General features: G+C 72.2%; 15 protein-coding genes and 1 pseudogene. 9 read left to right on the plus strand and 7 right to left on the minus strand.

What is annotated here, in order from left to right; translation table 11 throughout:
* Window positions 1-21: 21 nt before the first annotated feature.
* Complete coding sequence (locus tag JWQ91_RS11005) at window positions 22-753, minus strand: DUF2071 domain-containing protein (RefSeq protein WP_297783657.1); 732 nt, start codon at window positions 751-753, stop codon at window positions 22-24.
* A gap of 102 nt (window positions 754-855) precedes the next feature.
* On the opposite strand from JWQ91_RS11005, the gene JWQ91_RS11010 reads away from it, so the two are divergent.
* Entirely contained in the window at window positions 856-1719 is an 864-nt protein-coding gene (locus JWQ91_RS11010) for a bile acid:sodium symporter family protein (protein WP_297783659.1), read from the plus strand.
* On the opposite strand, the gene JWQ91_RS11015 is transcribed toward JWQ91_RS11010, so the two are convergent.
* Together JWQ91_RS11015 and JWQ91_RS11020 are read right to left on the minus strand one after the other, a co-directional pair.
* The gene (locus JWQ91_RS11015) at window positions 1652-2980 is read right to left on the minus strand and encodes an FAD-binding protein (RefSeq protein WP_297783662.1); all 1329 of its coding nucleotides are present in this window, start codon (window positions 2978-2980) and stop codon (window positions 1652-1654) included. The two genes, JWQ91_RS11010 and JWQ91_RS11015, sit on opposite strands and share 68 nt — an antisense overlap.
* A 16-nt stretch (window positions 2981-2996) precedes the next feature.
* Window positions 2997-4592 carry an ATP-binding cassette domain-containing protein gene (locus JWQ91_RS11020; protein WP_297783665.1) on the minus strand — a complete coding sequence of 532 codons (1596 nt, stop codon included), beginning with the start codon at window positions 4590-4592 and terminating at the stop codon, window positions 2997-2999.
* A 132-nt stretch (window positions 4593-4724) separates the two neighbouring features.
* On the opposite strand from JWQ91_RS11020, the gene JWQ91_RS11025 reads away from it, so the two are divergent.
* Window positions 4725-4991, plus strand: coding sequence for a hypothetical protein (locus JWQ91_RS11025; protein ID WP_297783667.1), 267 nt, complete (start codon window positions 4725-4727; stop codon window positions 4989-4991).
* Between the two features lie 6 nt (window positions 4992-4997).
* On the opposite strand, the gene JWQ91_RS11030 is transcribed toward JWQ91_RS11025, so the two are convergent.
* On the minus strand, window positions 4998-7079 hold the full coding sequence (locus tag JWQ91_RS11030; RefSeq protein ID WP_297783669.1) for a prolyl oligopeptidase family serine peptidase: 2082 nt from the start codon (window positions 7077-7079) through the stop codon (window positions 4998-5000).
* Window positions 7080-7125: 46 nt separating this feature from the next.
* On the opposite strand from JWQ91_RS11030, the gene mshB reads away from it, so the two are divergent.
* From mshB to JWQ91_RS11050, 4 genes are read left to right on the plus strand one after another with little or no spacing between them, the layout of a single operon-like run.
* Window positions 7126-8034: an N-acetyl-1-D-myo-inositol-2-amino-2-deoxy-alpha-D-glucopyranoside deacetylase gene (mshB, locus tag JWQ91_RS11035; RefSeq protein ID WP_297783670.1), complete on the plus strand. Its 909-nt coding sequence runs from the start codon at window positions 7126-7128 to the stop codon at window positions 8032-8034.
* Window positions 8035-8051: 17 nt separating this feature from the next.
* The gene (locus JWQ91_RS11040; protein WP_297783673.1) at window positions 8052-8387 is read left to right on the plus strand and encodes a hypothetical protein; all 336 of its coding nucleotides are present in this window, start codon (window positions 8052-8054) and stop codon (window positions 8385-8387) included.
* Window positions 8384-8920 carry a flavin reductase family protein gene (locus JWQ91_RS11045; protein ID WP_297783676.1) on the plus strand — a complete coding sequence of 179 codons (537 nt, stop codon included), beginning with the start codon at window positions 8384-8386 and terminating at the stop codon, window positions 8918-8920. Before JWQ91_RS11040 ends, JWQ91_RS11045 begins: the two co-directional genes overlap by 4 nt.
* Window positions 8917-10887: a VanW family protein gene (locus JWQ91_RS11050; RefSeq protein WP_297783680.1), complete on the plus strand. Its 1971-nt coding sequence runs from the start codon at window positions 8917-8919 to the stop codon at window positions 10885-10887. The genes JWQ91_RS11045 and JWQ91_RS11050 overlap by 4 nt, the downstream gene beginning before the upstream one ends.
* 13 nt (window positions 10888-10900) lie before the next feature.
* On the opposite strand, the gene JWQ91_RS11055 is transcribed toward JWQ91_RS11050, so the two are convergent.
* From JWQ91_RS11055 to JWQ91_RS11065, 3 genes are all read right to left on the minus strand, one after another.
* Entirely contained in the window at window positions 10901-11740 is an 840-nt protein-coding gene (locus JWQ91_RS11055) for a 3,4-dioxygenase subunit beta (RefSeq protein ID WP_297783683.1), read from the minus strand.
* Window positions 11741-11807: 67 nt separating this feature from the next.
* A complete protein-coding gene (locus JWQ91_RS11060; protein ID WP_297783685.1) occupies window positions 11808-13322 on the minus strand; it encodes an MXAN_6640 family putative metalloprotease in 1515 nt (504 codons plus the stop codon).
* Window positions 13323-13331: 9 nt separating this feature from the next.
* The gene (locus JWQ91_RS11065) at window positions 13332-14303 is read right to left on the minus strand and encodes a GNAT family N-acetyltransferase (protein WP_297783687.1); all 972 of its coding nucleotides are present in this window, start codon (window positions 14301-14303) and stop codon (window positions 13332-13334) included.
* A 95-nt stretch (window positions 14304-14398) separates the two neighbouring features.
* Here JWQ91_RS11065 and fdxA point away from each other — a divergent pair, with 95 nt between their 5' ends.
* The 3 genes and pseudogenes from fdxA to JWQ91_RS11080 form a co-directional block, all read left to right on the plus strand.
* Entirely contained in the window at window positions 14399-14722 is a 324-nt protein-coding gene (gene fdxA / locus JWQ91_RS11070; protein WP_297783690.1) for a ferredoxin, read from the plus strand.
* A 9-nt stretch (window positions 14723-14731) separates the two neighbouring features.
* Window positions 14732-15283, plus strand: a complete 552-nt coding sequence (locus JWQ91_RS11075) for an aminotransferase class I/II-fold pyridoxal phosphate-dependent enzyme (RefSeq protein WP_297783693.1) — start codon at window positions 14732-14734, stop codon at window positions 15281-15283.
* A 15-nt stretch (window positions 15284-15298) separates the two neighbouring features.
* A pseudogene (locus JWQ91_RS11080) lies at window positions 15299-15491 on the plus strand (hypothetical protein); the annotation flags it as partial.

Here is a 15491-nt window from a genome sequence, read left to right on the forward strand (position 1 = left end):
CGACTTCGAGCTCGTCCGGGGCTAGCGGACCAGCCGCGGACGGCCGAACGCCGTTCGGACGCCGGTCGAGTGCAGCGTCGAGTCGGGCTCGAGGCCCGCGACCCCGGGCAGGCCGGCGGCGGCGACCAGGTCGTCGTCGAGCCGCTCGACGGTCGCCCGGCGCAGTGGCCACGGCTCGTGGTGGTTGGGGATCCACAGGGTCCGGCCGAGCCACCGCGTGTGCAGCCCGAAGCGTGCCGTGACGAACTCCTCGGCCGCGGTGGGCGCGACGATCGGTCCGCCGACCCGGACCCGCATCGTGCCGCCGGCACCGTGCGGACCGGGCCAGCGGCGGCGGGTCGAGTACGTGATGCGGTCGGCGTCACGGGTGATCCGCATGCGCGCCCACGTGTAGGGCGTCGCGAACGCGATGCGTGCACCCAGCGCGACGAGCAGCCGGGAGGTCTCGAGCGACCGGAACACGACGCCGTGGTTGCCCTCGGCGTCGACGGAGTAGAGCCGCACGTTGGTCTCGGCGAAGCCGCCGAGGAACGGGACCGCCGGCCCCCGGCCGAATCCGGCCCGCCGCATGTCGAACGGGATCAGCCCGACGTACGTCACTCCGTCCAGGACATCGGGCCTGGTGAGCGGCGGCAGCAGCGGCGCCACGAGCCCGGGGTCGACGGCCCAGTGCACGAACGTGATGTCGTTCCAGTCCTGGCGCATGATCCGCGCCCCCTCGAGGGCTGCGGGGAGTGGGCGGAACGTGGTCACCCTTCCAGTGTGGGTCCGGTCCGAGGGCCCGGCCGGCCGAGAAATGCCGCGCCCGCATCTCAAGGCGACGACCGTGACCCAGGTCACCTCTACCATCACGGCATGGACTCGGCTGCGACCACGATCGCCCTTCCCCTCGCGCTGGGGATCATCATGTTCGGCCTCGGGCTGTCGCTGACCGTCGACGACTTCCGCCGGGTGCGCCGGCACCCCCGAGCGGTCGTGATCGCGCTGGCGTGCCAGCTCTTGCTGCTCCCGCTGGTGTGCCTCGGGCTGGTGATCGTCCTCGACCTGCCGCCGCTGCTGGGCATCGGCATGCTGCTGCTCGCCGCCTCCCCGGGCGGGACCAGCGCCAACCTGTTCAGCCATCTGTTCCACGGCGACGTGGCCCTCAACGTCACCCTGACCGCGATCAACTCGGTCATCGCGATCTTCTCGCTGCCGATCATCACCAACCTCGCGATCGCCTATTACGACCGCGAGGACTCGGTGTCCCTGCAGCTCGGCAAGGTCGTCGAGGTGTTCGCGGTCGTCCTGGTGCCGGTCCTGCTGGGCATGCTGGTGCGGTCGCGGCGTGAGGCCTTCGCCGCCCGGATGGACAAGCCGGTGCGGATCGGCTCGGCGGTCATCCTCGCGGTCCTCGTGATCGGCATCATGGTCGACCAGAGCGACAAGATCGGCGACTACATCGCCGACGTGGGGCTCGCGACGGCGCTGTTCTGCGTCATCAGCCTGGTCGTGGGCTACGTCGTCCCCAAGGCGTTGGGCATCACCGAGTCCCAGGCCATCGCGTCCTCGATGGAGATCGGCGTGCACAACGGGACGCTGGCGATCTACGTCGCGGTCGAGGTCCTGGAGGTCACGGAGATCTCGGTGCCGGCGGCCGTCTACTCGGTCTTCATGTTCGTGCTCGCCGGGGCCTGGGGCTACCTGCTGTCACGCCGGGGATCGCTCGTCGCGACGTAGCCGCGCCGCTCACCGGGCTCAGGCGCGCCAGCCACGTGTCGGTCAGCTCGTTGCGGAACGTCCCGGCCGGGTCGAGCCGCTCGGCGAGGGCCCGGAGCTGCGGCAGACGCGGGTAGGCCGCGAGCAGCCGTTCGGGCGTCGTCGTGAAGACCTTCCCCCAGTGCGGCCGGGCGGCGAACGGGGCGAGGGCGTCGTCGAGCGACGGCAGGAACGCCTCGACCGCGGGCACGTCGAGCCGCCAGGTGAAGTGGAGGGCGACGCAGTCGACGGAGTGGCTGGGGCTCAGCCACAGGTCGTCGCGCGCGATCGTGCGGATCTCCGAGACCAGCAGGATCGGCGCGAGCTGCTCGCGGAGGCCCCGGACGGCACCGATCGCCTCGAGCGCGACGTCACGCGGCACGAGGTACTCGGTCTGCAGCTCGTTGCCGTCGCTCGGGGTGTACTCGAGCCGGAAGTGCGGGAGGCGGTCCCACCACGGGCCGGCGAGCCCGAGCTGGCGCGTCGTCGCGCCGGCATCGACGCCCGGCAGCGGATGCAGCTCCGCGGTCGCGAGACGCGCTCCGAACAGCTGGGTCACGGGAGCGACGTCCGCCCGCGACTTGGTCCAGACCTGATGCGGTCCGCCGTCGCTCCAGTCGGTGAACATGCTGACGCTGTAGGCGCTCGAGGTGATGGCGTCGAAGTGCTCGACGACGTCGGACCAGGGGAGGTGCTCGAACAGGTCCTGCCGCACCTCGAACGTCGGGACGATGTCGAGCGTGACCGCGGTGAGGATGCCGAGGACGCCGAGGCCGACGACCATCCCGTCGAAGTCGTCGTCCCCGCGTCGGGCGTGGCGCAGCTCCCCGTCGGCGGTCACGAACCGGAGCGCAGCCACCGCGCTCGCGAGGCTGCCGTTGCAGTCGCCCGAGCCGTGGGTGCCCGTCGAGATCGCGCCGCCGACCGAGATGTGGGGCAGGGAGGCGAGGTTGGGCAGCGCCCAGCCCTCACGGTCCAGCTGCTCCACCAGCTCGCCGTAGCGCAGACCGGCCGACACCGTGACCTCCCGCGCGGAGGCGTCGACATCGACGACGACCGGGAGCCGGGCCACCGACACCTGGGCGGCATCGGTGTCGGCGATGTGGTTGAACGAGTGCCGCGAGCCGAGGGCCCGCAGGTGCGGCGCGCCCCGGACGATGTCGACCAGCTCGTCGACGGTGCTCGGCTCGTGGAGCGTGGTCGCCGCGTACGTCAGGTTGCCTGCCCAGTTGGTCCCGGTCACCCGACCAGTGTGCGCCTCAGTCCTGCTCGCCGAGCGTGATGGTCCGGGTCAGCTCGAGCTGGTCGAGGAAGCGCTGGTCGTGGCTGACCACCAGCAGGGCCCCCTCGTACGCCCGCAGGGCCTCCACCAGGTGCCGGACGCTCGCCGCGTCGAGGTTGTTGGTGGGCTCGTCGAGCAGGAGCAGCTGTGGGGCCGGCTCGGACAGCAGGAGGCAGGCAAGGGTCGCCCGCAGCCGCTCGCCGCCCGAGAGGGTCGTCGCGGTCTGGTCGGCGGACCGCCCCCGGAAGAGGAAGCGGGCGAGCTGCGCGCGGCGCTCCGTCTCGGTCGCGTCGGGGGCGATGACGGCGACGTTCTCGGCGATCGTCAGTCCCGGGTCGAGGACGTCCATCCGCTGGGGCAGCAGGCGCGACGGCACCATGACCTCGACCGAGCCGGCGACGGGCGCCAGCTCCCCGGTCAGCGTCAGCAGCAGGGAGGTCTTGCCGGCGCCGTTGCGCCCCACCACGCCGATGCGCTCGGGCCCGCGGACCTCCAGGTCGACGACGTCCGGCCCGTACGGCGTACGGACGCCCTCGAGACGGAGCACGGTCCGGCTCGGTGGGACGGCCGTCGCGGGCAGGCCGACCCGGATCTCGCGGTCGTCGCGCAGGCGGGACTCGGCCGCGTCGAGCTGCTCGCCGGCGGCGGCGAGCCGATCCTGGTGGACGCCCGTCACCCGCCCTGCCGACTCCTGGGCGGCGCGCTGGCGGCGGCCCGCGAGGATCTTGGGCATCCCGTCCCGGCTCGCCCGTCCCTGCCGGGCCGACTGGGCGGCCCTCGCCCGGGTGGCCTCGAGCCCGCGGCGCTGGGCGCGGACGTCCGACTCGGCGGTTCGCACGGCCCGCTCGGCGGCCTCCTGCTCGACCCGGACCGCGGCCTCGTGGGCGGAGCAGCCCCCGCCGTACCAGCGGATCGTCGAGGCGCCTCCGAGCCGTGGGGCCCGCAGCTCGCCGATGTCGTCCATCGTCTCCAGCAGGTCGCGGTCGTGGCTGACGACCAGCAGCGTGCCGCGCCACGCCGCGATCACCTCGACGAGGCGGTCCCGGGCGTCCCGGTCGAGGTTGTTGGTGGGCTCGTCGAGCAGCAGCACCCCGGGCCTCGCCAGCAGGAGGGCAGTGAGCGACAGCAGGACGAGCTCGCCTCCCGACGCGGTGCCCACGGGGCGGTCGAGGTCGAGGTGCCCCAGCCCGAGCCGGCCCAGCTCGGCGGCGGACCGCTCGGCGACGTCCCAGTCGTCGCCGATCAGGTCGAGGTCGTCCGGACGGGCGTCACCGGCCTCCACCCGCTTGATCGCCGCGAGGGTCCGGGCGATGCCGAGGACCTCGGCGACGGTCCGGTCCGGGTCGGCGCCCGGGTCCTGGCGCAGACGAGCGAGGGTGCCGTCGGTCGAGACCGTCCCGGCCTGCGGGGCCAGGTCACCGGTGACGAGCCGGAGCAGGGTCGACTTGCCGCTGCCGTTGAGGCCGACGAGCCCGTGGCGGCCGGGGCCGGCGACCAGGTCGAGGCCGTCGAACACGACGGTGCCGTCGGGCCAGGCGAAGTGCAGGTCGTGGATCGTGAGAGAGGTACGCATGCGCGCTCCATGAGGTCGGGTGCTGTCGTGCGCGCGTCGTCATCGACTGGTGCGCGCGGGGGCTGACCTCAGAGCTTCAACGGACCGGTGACCTCGTCCTCGGGGATGGGGACGCCATCATACGATCTGGACATGGCACTGATCCATTTCGACTCCGACGAGGATGCGGCCGAGCTGATCGGCGCGCTCCAGGCCGAGGGCTACGCCACGACGCTGCGGCGCGAGGGCTTCGCCGGCGAGGACGACTCGGACGACCGCGCGTGGCTTCTGCTCGTGACTCCCTTCGACGACCGGGTCGTGGAGATGGTCGACGTCTACGGCGGCTGGCTGCCGGGCGACGACCGCGCTGTCCCCGCCCCGCTCGACCTGCCCGACGCGCCCAGGCGCCTCAAGGGCTGACCCGGGTCAGACGCCCAGCGAGGTCTTGAGGAAGTCGACCTGCAGGAGCTTGAGGTTCTCCGCCACGACCTCCTGCGGGGTCATGTGCGTGACCCCGGACAGCGGCAGCACGGTGTGCGGCCGGCCCGCCGCCAGCAGGGCCGACGACAGCCGCAGGGTGTGGGCCGCGACGACGTTGTCGTCCGCCAGTCCGTGGATGATCATGAGCGGCCGCTCGAGCCGCGGTGCCAACGGGATCAGGGAGTTGCGGTCGTAGACCTCGGGCTGGGTGTTGGGGTCGCCGAGGTAGCGCTCGGTGTAGCACGTGTCGTAGAGCCGCCACTCCGTCACGGGGGCGCCCGCGACCGCCGCGTGGAACACGTCGGGACGCATCAGCACCGCCAGCGCCGACAGGTAGCCGCCGTAGGACCAGCCGGTGATGCCGACCCGGCTCGTGTCCACGTCGTCGGGGTACGCCGCCGCGACGGCCGCGAGGGCGTCGACCTGGTCGTCGAGCGTCACGGTCGCGAGCTCGTCGCGGACCTCGCGCTCCCACGCGTGGCCGCGTCCCGGCGTGCCCCGCCCGTCGGCTATGACGACGCAGAAGCCCTGGTCGGCGAGCCACTGGGCCTCCAGGAACGCCCGCGCGGAGGCGAGGACCCGCTGGGCGTGGGGGCCGCCGTAGGGGTCCATCAGCACCGGCAGCCGCTCCGAGCCGGGCCGGTGGTCGCGGGGGAACAGCACCGCGGTGCGCATCCGGCGCTCGCCGGCCTCGATCAGGGTCACGACCGGCTCGTGCGGCGCCGGCTCGGCCAGGACGCGGATCGGGACGGGATCGGCATCCTCGCGGTGGACCACGACGGTCGTGCCGACGACCTCGAACCCCGACCGGACGATGACCGTCGTGGGCCCGCCGGTCACGGCGCCGTGGACCGCCTGGCCCTCCGTGATCGGCGTGACGGAGCCGTCGAAACCGAGGCGTACGACCTGGATCTCGGTCGGCTCCTGCGACGCCGTCGCGACGACGCAGTCCTCGAACGTGTCGACGATGCCGCGGACCTGCCAGCCGTCGGGCGAGATCGCGGTGCCGTCGACGGTGACCCGGCGCCAGCCGACGCTGTCCTCGACCGTGACGAGCCGGCCGCCGGGGGCGAAGCGGGGCGCCGCCGACAGCTCGACCCAGTCGTCGTCGTGCAGGTCGCGCACGACCTCGGTGCGGCCCGACGCCACGTCGACCGTGAGGACCTGGGAGGACCGCTGGTCGCGGCTCAGCACCTGCAGGAGGGGAGCACCGTGCGGGGTCCAGCTGACCCGCCCGAGGTACTCGAGAGCCTCGCGGTCCCACATGATCTCGGTGCGCCGGCCCTCCAGGTCGACGTGCCACAGGGTGACCTCGGCGTTGGGGGTCCCGGCAGCGGGATAGCGCTGGGCGACGGGCTCGCGCTCGGGGTGCTCGGGATCGGCGATGTGCCACGTCTGCACCGGGGCGTCGTCGTGCCGCTCGACCAGCAGGGAGCGGCCGTCCGGGGCCCACCAGAAGCCGCGGAACCGTTCCATCTCCTCGGCCGCGATGAACTCGGCCTGGCCCCACACCTGGGTCGGGGTCTCGGGCTCGGCCAGGGCCCGGTCGCCCGAGCCGTCGACGCCGATGACTCGCAGCGCGCCGCCCGAGGCATACGCGATGACCCGGCCGGTGGGGTCGAGGTGCGGGTCGATGACCGCGCCCGTGCTGGGCAGCGCCGTCACGGCCTTGGCGCCGAGGTGCACCGCCCAGAGCTGGCCCGACAGCGCGAAGCAGGCCCACCGGCCGGTCTCGTCGACGTCGTAGGCGACCAGGCCGGCCGCCGACTCGCGGCTGCGCTCACGGCGGGAACGCTCCTCCGCCGACAGCTGCTCGCCGTTCTCGCCGAGCAGCGCGACGGGGTCGACCAGGACCGACTCGGTGCCGGTGGCGACGTCGTGCTCCCACAGCTGACCGGTCCGGGTGACACCGTCGGGGGTGCGGATGAAGCGGACGGTCGCCCCGTCGGGGGAGACCGTGATGTTGCGGGGGATGCCGAGCGTGAAGCGCAGCGTGCGGGCGGCCAGACGGGGGTAGGACACGGTCATGCCATCGATCAAACCACCCGGGGTGGCGGCCAGTAGCCTTGGGCGCATGACGACTCCCGACCGCCGGATCATGCTGGTGCACGCCCACCCCGACGACGAGTCGATCAACAACGGGGTGACGATGGCCCGCTACGTCGCCGAGGGCGCCCAGGTGACCCTCGTGACGTGCACGCTCGGCGAGATGGGGGAGGTCCTCGTCCCCGAGCTCGCGCACCTGGCGGCCGACCAGGAGGACGGCCTCGGCCCCCACCGCGCGGCTGAGCTCACGCAGGCCATGGCCGAGCTCGGCGTGACGGACCACCGCCTGCTCGGGGGAGCGGGGCGCTACCGCGACTCCGGCATGAAGTGGGACGACAACGGCCACGCCACCGCCGCCGACGAGATCCACGACAACGCCTTCTGGCACGCCGATCTGACCGAGGCGGCGACGCAGCTCATCGAGATCATCCGCGAGGTGCGACCGCAGGTCCTGGTGACGTACGACCAGTTCGGCAACTACGGCCACCCCGACCACGTGCAGGCACACCGGGTCGCGCACTACGCCGCCGACCTGGCCGCGGCCCGGTCCTACCGGCCCGACCTCGGCGAGGCGTGGGACGTCGCCAAGATCTACTGGGTCGCGATGTCGGCGTCGCGGTTCCGTGACGGGCTCAAGGCGCTGCGCGACGCCGGCGACACCACGACGTTCGAGGGCATGGACCCCGACAACCTCCCGCCGTTCGCGATCGAGGACGACTTCCTCGACGCCGTGATCGAGGCGCCCGACCACGTCCAGGCCAAGATGGCCGCGATGAAGGCGCACCGGACCCAGATCACCGAGGACGGGCAGTTCTTCGCCGGCGGCATGGACGTGTCCGCCGTCGTGTGGGGCAGCGAGTTCTACCGCCTGGTCAAGGGTGCGCGCGGGCCGGTGGGGGACAGCGGGTTCGAGGAAGACCTGTTCGCGGGACTCTGAGGCCGGGTCCCGACTCCATGAAGCGTGCTGCCCTGCTGCTCCTCGGCGCGTACGTCTGCGTGCTGGGCGCGTTCGTGCACCGTCACGTCTGGTTCGCCGGTGGGACCGCCTGGCCGTGGGGGCTCGTGCTGGTGATCGGCGCGACGTTCCTCGTGGCGCGCGCGGCCGAGCAGACGCAGCGGGTCGGGGCCGCCTGGTTCGCCCTCGGCTGGGGTGCGGTCCTGATGGGTCTGCAGTACTCACCGGGCGGGAGCTACCTCGTCGCCTCGGACTGGGTGGGCTGGACTTTCACCGCGGGATGCCTGGGGGCCATCGTGGTCACGGTCCTCCGGCCTCCTAGGCTGGGGGCATGACGGTGACGGTTGACCAGGCCGCTTTTCGCGGCGCTCTCAGCCGTTTCGCGAGTGGGGTGACGGTCGTGACGACGGTCCTCGACGGTGTCGACCACGCGATGACCGCCAGCGCGTTCACCGCTGTCTCGCTCGACCCCCCGCTCGTGCTGGTGTGCTCGCACAAGGTCAACCGGTTCCACGACGCGGTGCTCGAGAGCGGGATCTGGGGCGTGTCGATCCTCGCCGAGGAGGGACTCTCGGCCTCGGCCTGGTTCGCCCACCGGGGCCGGCCGCTCGAGACCCAGTTCGACGACCACCCGCACCGCCGCGGCGAGTCCGGGGTCGTGCTGCTCGACAGCTCCCTGGCCTGGCTCGAGTGCACGACCGAGACGGTCGTGGACGGCGGCGACCACACGATCCTGATCGGCTCGGTGGTCGGCGCCGGGGTCCGGGACGACCTCGACGACCCCCTGCTCTACTACCGCTCGCACTACGGCACGATCGTCCGCCGCTCGGAGACCGAGGAGACGGTCTACGAGGGGGAGCAGGCGTGAGCGACGTGCGGGGGCGTCCGGGCGACGAGCCGCGTCCTGACGACGAGCCGGCCGGTGAGGACGAGGCGCTGACCGAGGCCGGTGTCGTCGTCGAGGACGATGAGCTGGACCTCGAGGAGGAGACCCCGGTCGAGGGCGATGAGCCGCCCGAGCCCGTGGCGGAGGTGCCGGAGGACTCGTTCCTGGCCGGCGTGTTCGCGGGCCGGACCGACGACGAGGCGTACGGCGAGGAGCCCCCCGCCGGGCCGCCCCCCGTCGAGGACTCCCCCCGACACCGGGGCCGGCTCGTGCTGCTGGGGCTGCTGCTCGTGCTCGGGGCGCTCTATCTCGCCGGTCACGTCCTGACCGGCACCCGGATGCCGGCCCAGGCCACGATCGGCGGCGTCGACGTCGGCGGGAAGTCACCCGCCGAGGCGCGACAGGCCGTGGATGCTGCGCTGTCACCCCGCGAGGACCGCGAGATCGTGCTGGTCCGCGGCAAGAAGGAGTTCCGGGTCTCTCCCCAGAGCGTCGGTCTGGCCCTCGACGTCGACCGCTCGGTCGAGCAGGCCGGTGGCGGGCGCAGCTGGGACCCGCGCGACATGATCGGGCTGTTCGTCGGCGAGCACGACCACGATCCCGCCCTCGACGTCGACGACGCCAAGCTGCAGAGCGCGATCGGCACGATCGGCGAGTCGGTCAACCGGGATGTCGTGGAGGCGCAGATCACCTTCCGCAAGACCAGGCCCGTCGCGCGGGAGCCCGAGCCGGGCCTTGTCGTGTCGCGGTCGGCGACCGCCGACGCGATCCAACAGGCGTACCTCGTGGACGACCAGCCGATCCGGGTCCCGACCGTCCCGGTCGAGCCCGTCGTCGACTCCGAGGGCCTGGCCGAGGCGATGAGGACCGTCGCGCGACCCGCCGTCAGTGGTCCGATCAGGCTCGAGGTCGGGGACAAGAGGATCTCGCTCCCGGTCACCGCCTACGCCGCCGCGCTCGTGATCCGGGTCGAGTCGGGCCGCCTCGTCCCGCACCTGGACGCCAAGAAGCTCGCCGAGCCGCTGATCGACTCCACGACCGGCATCGGCCGGAAGGCCGTCGACGCCACGGTGCGGATCACGAACGGCAAGCCGGTCGTCGTCCCGGGCAAGAAGGGTGTCGGCCTGCAGCCCCGCGAGATGGCGAAGAAGCTCATCCCCGCGTTGACCGAGAAGGGCCCGAAGCGGGCCGTCGCGGTCGAGGCCAAGGTCGTGGAGCCGGGCTTCACGACCAAGGACGCCAGGGCGCTGAGGATCACCGAGAAGATCAGCGGGTTCACGACCGAGTTCCCCTACGCCGAGTACCGCAACACCAACCAGGGGCGGGCCGCCGACCTGATCAACGGGACGATCATCAAGCCCGGCGAGACGTTCAGCTTCAACTCGGTCGTCGGTGAGCGCACCGAGGCCAACGGCTTCGTCACCGGCACCGTGATCAACGGCGGCGTGTTCCGCGAGGAGCTCGGCGGCGGCGTGTCCCAGGTCGCCACGACGATGTACAACGCGGGGTTCTTCGGTGGCATGGACGACACCGAGCACCACCCCCACGCGTTCTACATCAACCGCTACCCGGTGGGTCGCGAGGCGACGGTCTACTTCGGCAGCCTCGACCTGCGGTGGAAGAATCCCACCAAGTACGGCGTGCTGGTGCGCTCGTACGTCAAGCGGAGCACCCCGTCGTCGGCCGGTGAGATGCACGTCGAGCTGTGGAGCACCAAGGTGTGGGACCGGATCGATGCCGGCAAGTCCGCCCGGCGCAACGACCGCAAGCCCGGCACGCAGTACGACTCCACCGACCGCTGCGTCGCGCAGGCCCCCGTGGCCGGCTTCGACATCGACATCTACCGGACGTTCTTCCGCGGCGGCAAGAAGGCCAGGTCCGAGACCGACACCGCGACCTACCAGGCCGCCGACAAGGTCATCTGCGACAAGGACCCCAAGGACGACTGACGCTGCCGCGTGGTCAGACGGCGACGTTGAGCTTCAAGGTGTAGCCGTCCTCGACCGATCCGCTGACCTTGGCCAGCTGGAGCGAGTAGCCGTCGCTGAAGACCATGTCGGTGTCCAGGGACGTCCGGGCCAGGTTGGCGACGCTCGCCTCGTAGCCCGACGTCGCGTAGACGGCCTTCGCCGCGTCCTCGGGGATCGCCAGCTGGGTCGTGCGCAGCTTGTTCGACCCGGCCACGGCGGACGTGGTGTCCCGGTAGATCTCGACGTGCATGTGCGGCCACCGGCCGTCGTACGCCGCCGGGAAGATCGTCGTGAACGTGACCTTGCCGTCGCCGTCGGCGGCCTGGACGCCCCGGAGGTAGTTCTCGTCCGCGATGGCCTGGTCATACATCGAGTAGCGGCCCTGCCGGTCGCAGTGCCACAGGTAGACCGCGGCCCCCTCGTACGGCGCGATGTCGTCACCGTTCATGTCGATGACGGTCAGCTCGACGGTCGTGGGGATGCCGGCCGCGACGGCGCTGGCGGTCCCGATGCTCGTCGTGATGTCGCTGCGGACGATGCCGGTCTCGGTCAGCACGTTGGCGCCGTTGCTGCCGTCGCCGGGGAAGGGCCCGGCGGTCTCCTCGGGGATCTCCCCGTCGGCGGTTGCGGTGGTCGGCCCGCCGTCGCGGTCCGGGCGGGCGGACGGGGTCGTCGCCGTGGGCCCGGAGGAGTCGCTCGCCCCGCAGGCAGCCAGCGCCGCGACGAGGCCGGCGCCGCTCATGAGGCCGAGCGCACGCCTCCGGCCGAGCAGCCGAGGCAGGTCGTTCGACAGGCCGAGGTCGTGCTCGTGGGCGTCGTCGTGGTGGCTCATGACTTCACGGTACGAACCCGGGCTGGCCGTGCAACCTCCCGGCGCTGTGCGGATCCTGTGAATCCGGTCAGCGCTTGTAGGCCACGCCCGACATCACGTACGCCACGTTGTCGTCCTTCGGCTTGCCCTGGCAGGAGAACGTCGTGCTGTTCCAGCACGTGTAGCGGGAGCTGGCGTTGGTCGTCGTCAGCTCGACCCGGCTGACCTTGTCGACGTCGAACGGGACGCTGACCGCGCCCTGGGCCTTGGCGTCCAGTGCGACCGTCGTGGTCGTCACGCGGCCCGACCGGGTCGTCACGCTGACCAGCGCCGCGGCGCGGGACCTCGAGTCGAGGTCGACCTTGATCTTCAGCCGCCAGCGCGAGCTCGTCATGTTGCTCGCGGGGGTGAACCGGACCGTCGAGCTCGCCAGGTGGTCGACCGTGCGGGTGATGCGCCCGGAGGAGCGCTTGGCGGTCTTCAGGGCGATCGTCCGGGCGGGGTTGGCCACGGGATAGCGCAGGGCCGTCCCCTCGCCGTACGTCGTCCCGGGTCGCCGGTTGGCGTCGGCGAACCGGGCGTACGTCGCGCGGAGGCTGGTGCCGTGAGCCGCGAGGACGTTCGACACCGCCAGCATCGAGTGGTCGTCGGTGGCGCCGGCGCGACCATCGGCCCGCTCCCAGATCTCGCGGACTATCGTCGGCAGCGTGCCCTGGGCGGCGGGCGCGACCTTCTCGCTGAGGTAGCGGAAGAAGATCCACGCGCCGTACTGGTAGACGCCGTCGGTCTCGAACGTGTCGAGCGACACGCTCGGTCGACCCAGGGGCCCGCGCGCGAGGTATTGCCGGTTGTCGTCGACGTCCGGGTAGAGCTCGTCCTCGGCCCACGTCGCGGTCGCCTCGAGCAGCCACCGGTCCTCACCGACGTCGTAGCTGAACTGGACCGCGTGGAAGTACTCGTGCGCCGCCGTGACCTGCAGGTTCTCCAGCGGCGTGTTCTCCGGGAACTGGCGGGAGCTGAAGTCGTCGTCGAGCACGCAGTAGGCGGCCATGTCGTAGCCCGAGGTCGGCTGCTCGCCGGTGGGGACGCAGTAGCCGTACTCACGGTCGGCGCCGGTGTCCTCGAGATACACGTCGAGCCGGCCGTCGCCGCCCACCGTGCCGTCGGACTTGGGCGCCCGGTAGCCGCCGGCCAGGTAGTCGTCGCGGACGTCCTGCATCGTGCCGAGCACCAGGTCGGGATAGCCGGGCGCCACGGTTGCGGGGTCGTAGTGCACGCACAGCGCCGCGGTGCAGGCCTTCTCGGTCGCGGCGGGCCGTGCCAGCAGGGCCTTCGCGGCCCGGCGGTCGCTGCCCTTCAGCACCGGGAGCGCCAGGCTGAGGTCACGCAGGGCGAGGGTCGCGTCGCGGCCGGGCGTGGCCGCGTCGCCGTCGAGCACGTCCTGCGCGGTCGTCAGGGCCTCCTCGGCCTCGGCGGGACTGACGGGAGGGGTCGACACGACTGGGGTGGTGGCGGCCACGGGGGCGGACGAGACGCCACCGACGAGGCAGACCGCCAGGGCCAGGACGGCGAGCGGACGAGATGGCAGGCGGGGGCGACTCACGACCTGACGCTAGCAGTGCTCGGCGGTCGGGTCCGCCGGTTGGAGGTACCGGTAGTCGTGGTGGTCGACGAACCCGTACGGCTCGTACAACGCCAGCGCCGCCTCGTTGGAGCGCATGGTCTGCAGGTACGCCTTGTCGGCCCCGCGCCCGACGGCCCAGGCCAGGGAGGTCTCGACGACACGGCGGGCCAGTCCCTGCCGCCGGACGGACGGGACGACCTCGACCGCCGACAGCCCGGCCCACTCCCCGGTCACCACGACCCGGCCGATCGCCTCGACCGGCGTGCCGATCGCCACGAAGCCGACCGTGGTGGGACCCTCCATCACGGCACGGGCGTGCGCGGGATCGTCGACCCGGCCGTAGTGGGACAGCCACTCGTCGTCCGCGGTGGGGGCGACCAGCGCCGTCGGATCGGCGTCGTAGGCGGGATCGAGATCCGCGACCTGCACGATCGCGCCGCCGCGGTAGCCGGTCATCGGCACCCAGCCGGCGCGGGCGAAGGCGCGGTCGTGCTCCGAGCCCACGACGACCTGCGCGAGGGCCGGCATCGACCGCTCGGCGTAGAACTCCCGGACCCGGGCGAGCGCCTTCTCGAGCGGGACACCGGGGGAGCCCGTGACGGCGACCGAGTTGGCCCGCCCGGTGAACCGGCCCGCGGCCCGCAGCTCCCACTCGCCGAGCGGGACGGACTCGATCGCCGGCCAGCCCCGCGACGTGATCCGGGTCAGCTCCTCGGCGTCGACGTCGCGCGCCCGCCGCCGCCGCAGGGGCCGGTCGGGGACGGCCTTCCAGGTGACGATCCGGGCCAGCGGGACGACCTGCGTGCGACCGTCCCGGGTCTCGAGCGTGGCCGACTCCGTGTCCACGGACAGCAGCCGGCCGATGACATCGCTCATCGCCGGTCCGCCCGAGGGCCCGACCCCGCCGATCTCATGCCTGACGACGATGCGCCGGCCGACGGTGTGAGCGTCTAGAGTCATGACTCAAGACTTCCATGCGCTTTAGGTGCACCTCACCTGCGGTGCAGTCCCGGTGGTGGGGATACTGGTCTCAGTCCCTCGAAGGAGAAACGCTCGTGACGTACGTGATCGCCCAGCCGTGTGTGGACCTCAAGGACCGCGCGTGTGTGGACGAATGTCCCGTGGACTGCATCTACGAGGGCAAGCGCATGCTCTACATCCATCCCGACGAGTGCGTCGACTGCGGTGCGTGTGAGCCGGTCTGCCCCGTCGAGGCGATCTTCTACGAGGACGACACCCCGCCGGAGTGGAAGGACTACTACGCGGCCAACGTCGACTTCTTCGACGACCTGGGCTCGCCCGGTGGCGCCGCGAAGCTCGGGGAGATCGACAAGGATCACCCCATGATCGCTGCACTGCCCCCGCAGAACCAGGAGTAGTCGCCCGCGATGGCACGCGTGTCGGACCGCTTCCCCGACTTCCCCTGGGACACCATCGCGGCGGCCAAGTCGCGGGCCGCCGAGCATCCCGGCGGGATCGTCGACCTGTCGATCGGCACCCCGGTCGACCCGACCCCCGACGTCGCGCGTGAGGCGCTGGTCGCGGCGGCGGACGCCCCGGGCTACCCGACGGTCTTCGGCCCGGAGTCGCTGCGCCAGGCCGCCGTCGACTGGATCGAGCGACGCTTCGGCGTCACGGGCCTCGGCCCCGCCCAGGTCCTGCCGACGGTGGGCTCCAAGGAGCTCATCGCCAACCTCCCTATGCAGCTGGGCCTCGGCCCCGACGACCTCGTCGTCCTCCCGGAGCTGGCCTATCCGACGTACGAGGTGGGAGCCCGCTACGCCGGCTGCCAGGTCCTCGCGGCCGACTCGACGATCGCGATCGGCCCGCGCCGGCCCGCCCTGATCTACGTCAACTCCCCGGCCAACCCGCACGGCGCGATCCTCGGCAAGGACCACCCGCTCGTCGCGGCGCTGTCCTACCCGCAGAACGAGGCCTGACGAACGGCCCCGCTCATGACTGAGAGCGCGCCGGCCACCGCACCGCGGTGGGCGGCGCGTTCGGTCTCCGCGTCCCTGCCGGACTTTCCCTGGGACCACCTCACCGTGTACGGCGAGCGGGCATGCTCGCACCCCGACGGGGTGGTGGACCTCTCGATCGGCACCCCGGTCGACCCGACCCCCGAGGTCGTGCAGCAGGCTCTTCGTG

Origin of the sequence: Aeromicrobium sp., from assembly GCF_025965075.1 — a bacterium.
GTDB lineage: Bacteria > Actinomycetota > Actinomycetes > Propionibacteriales > Nocardioidaceae > Aeromicrobium.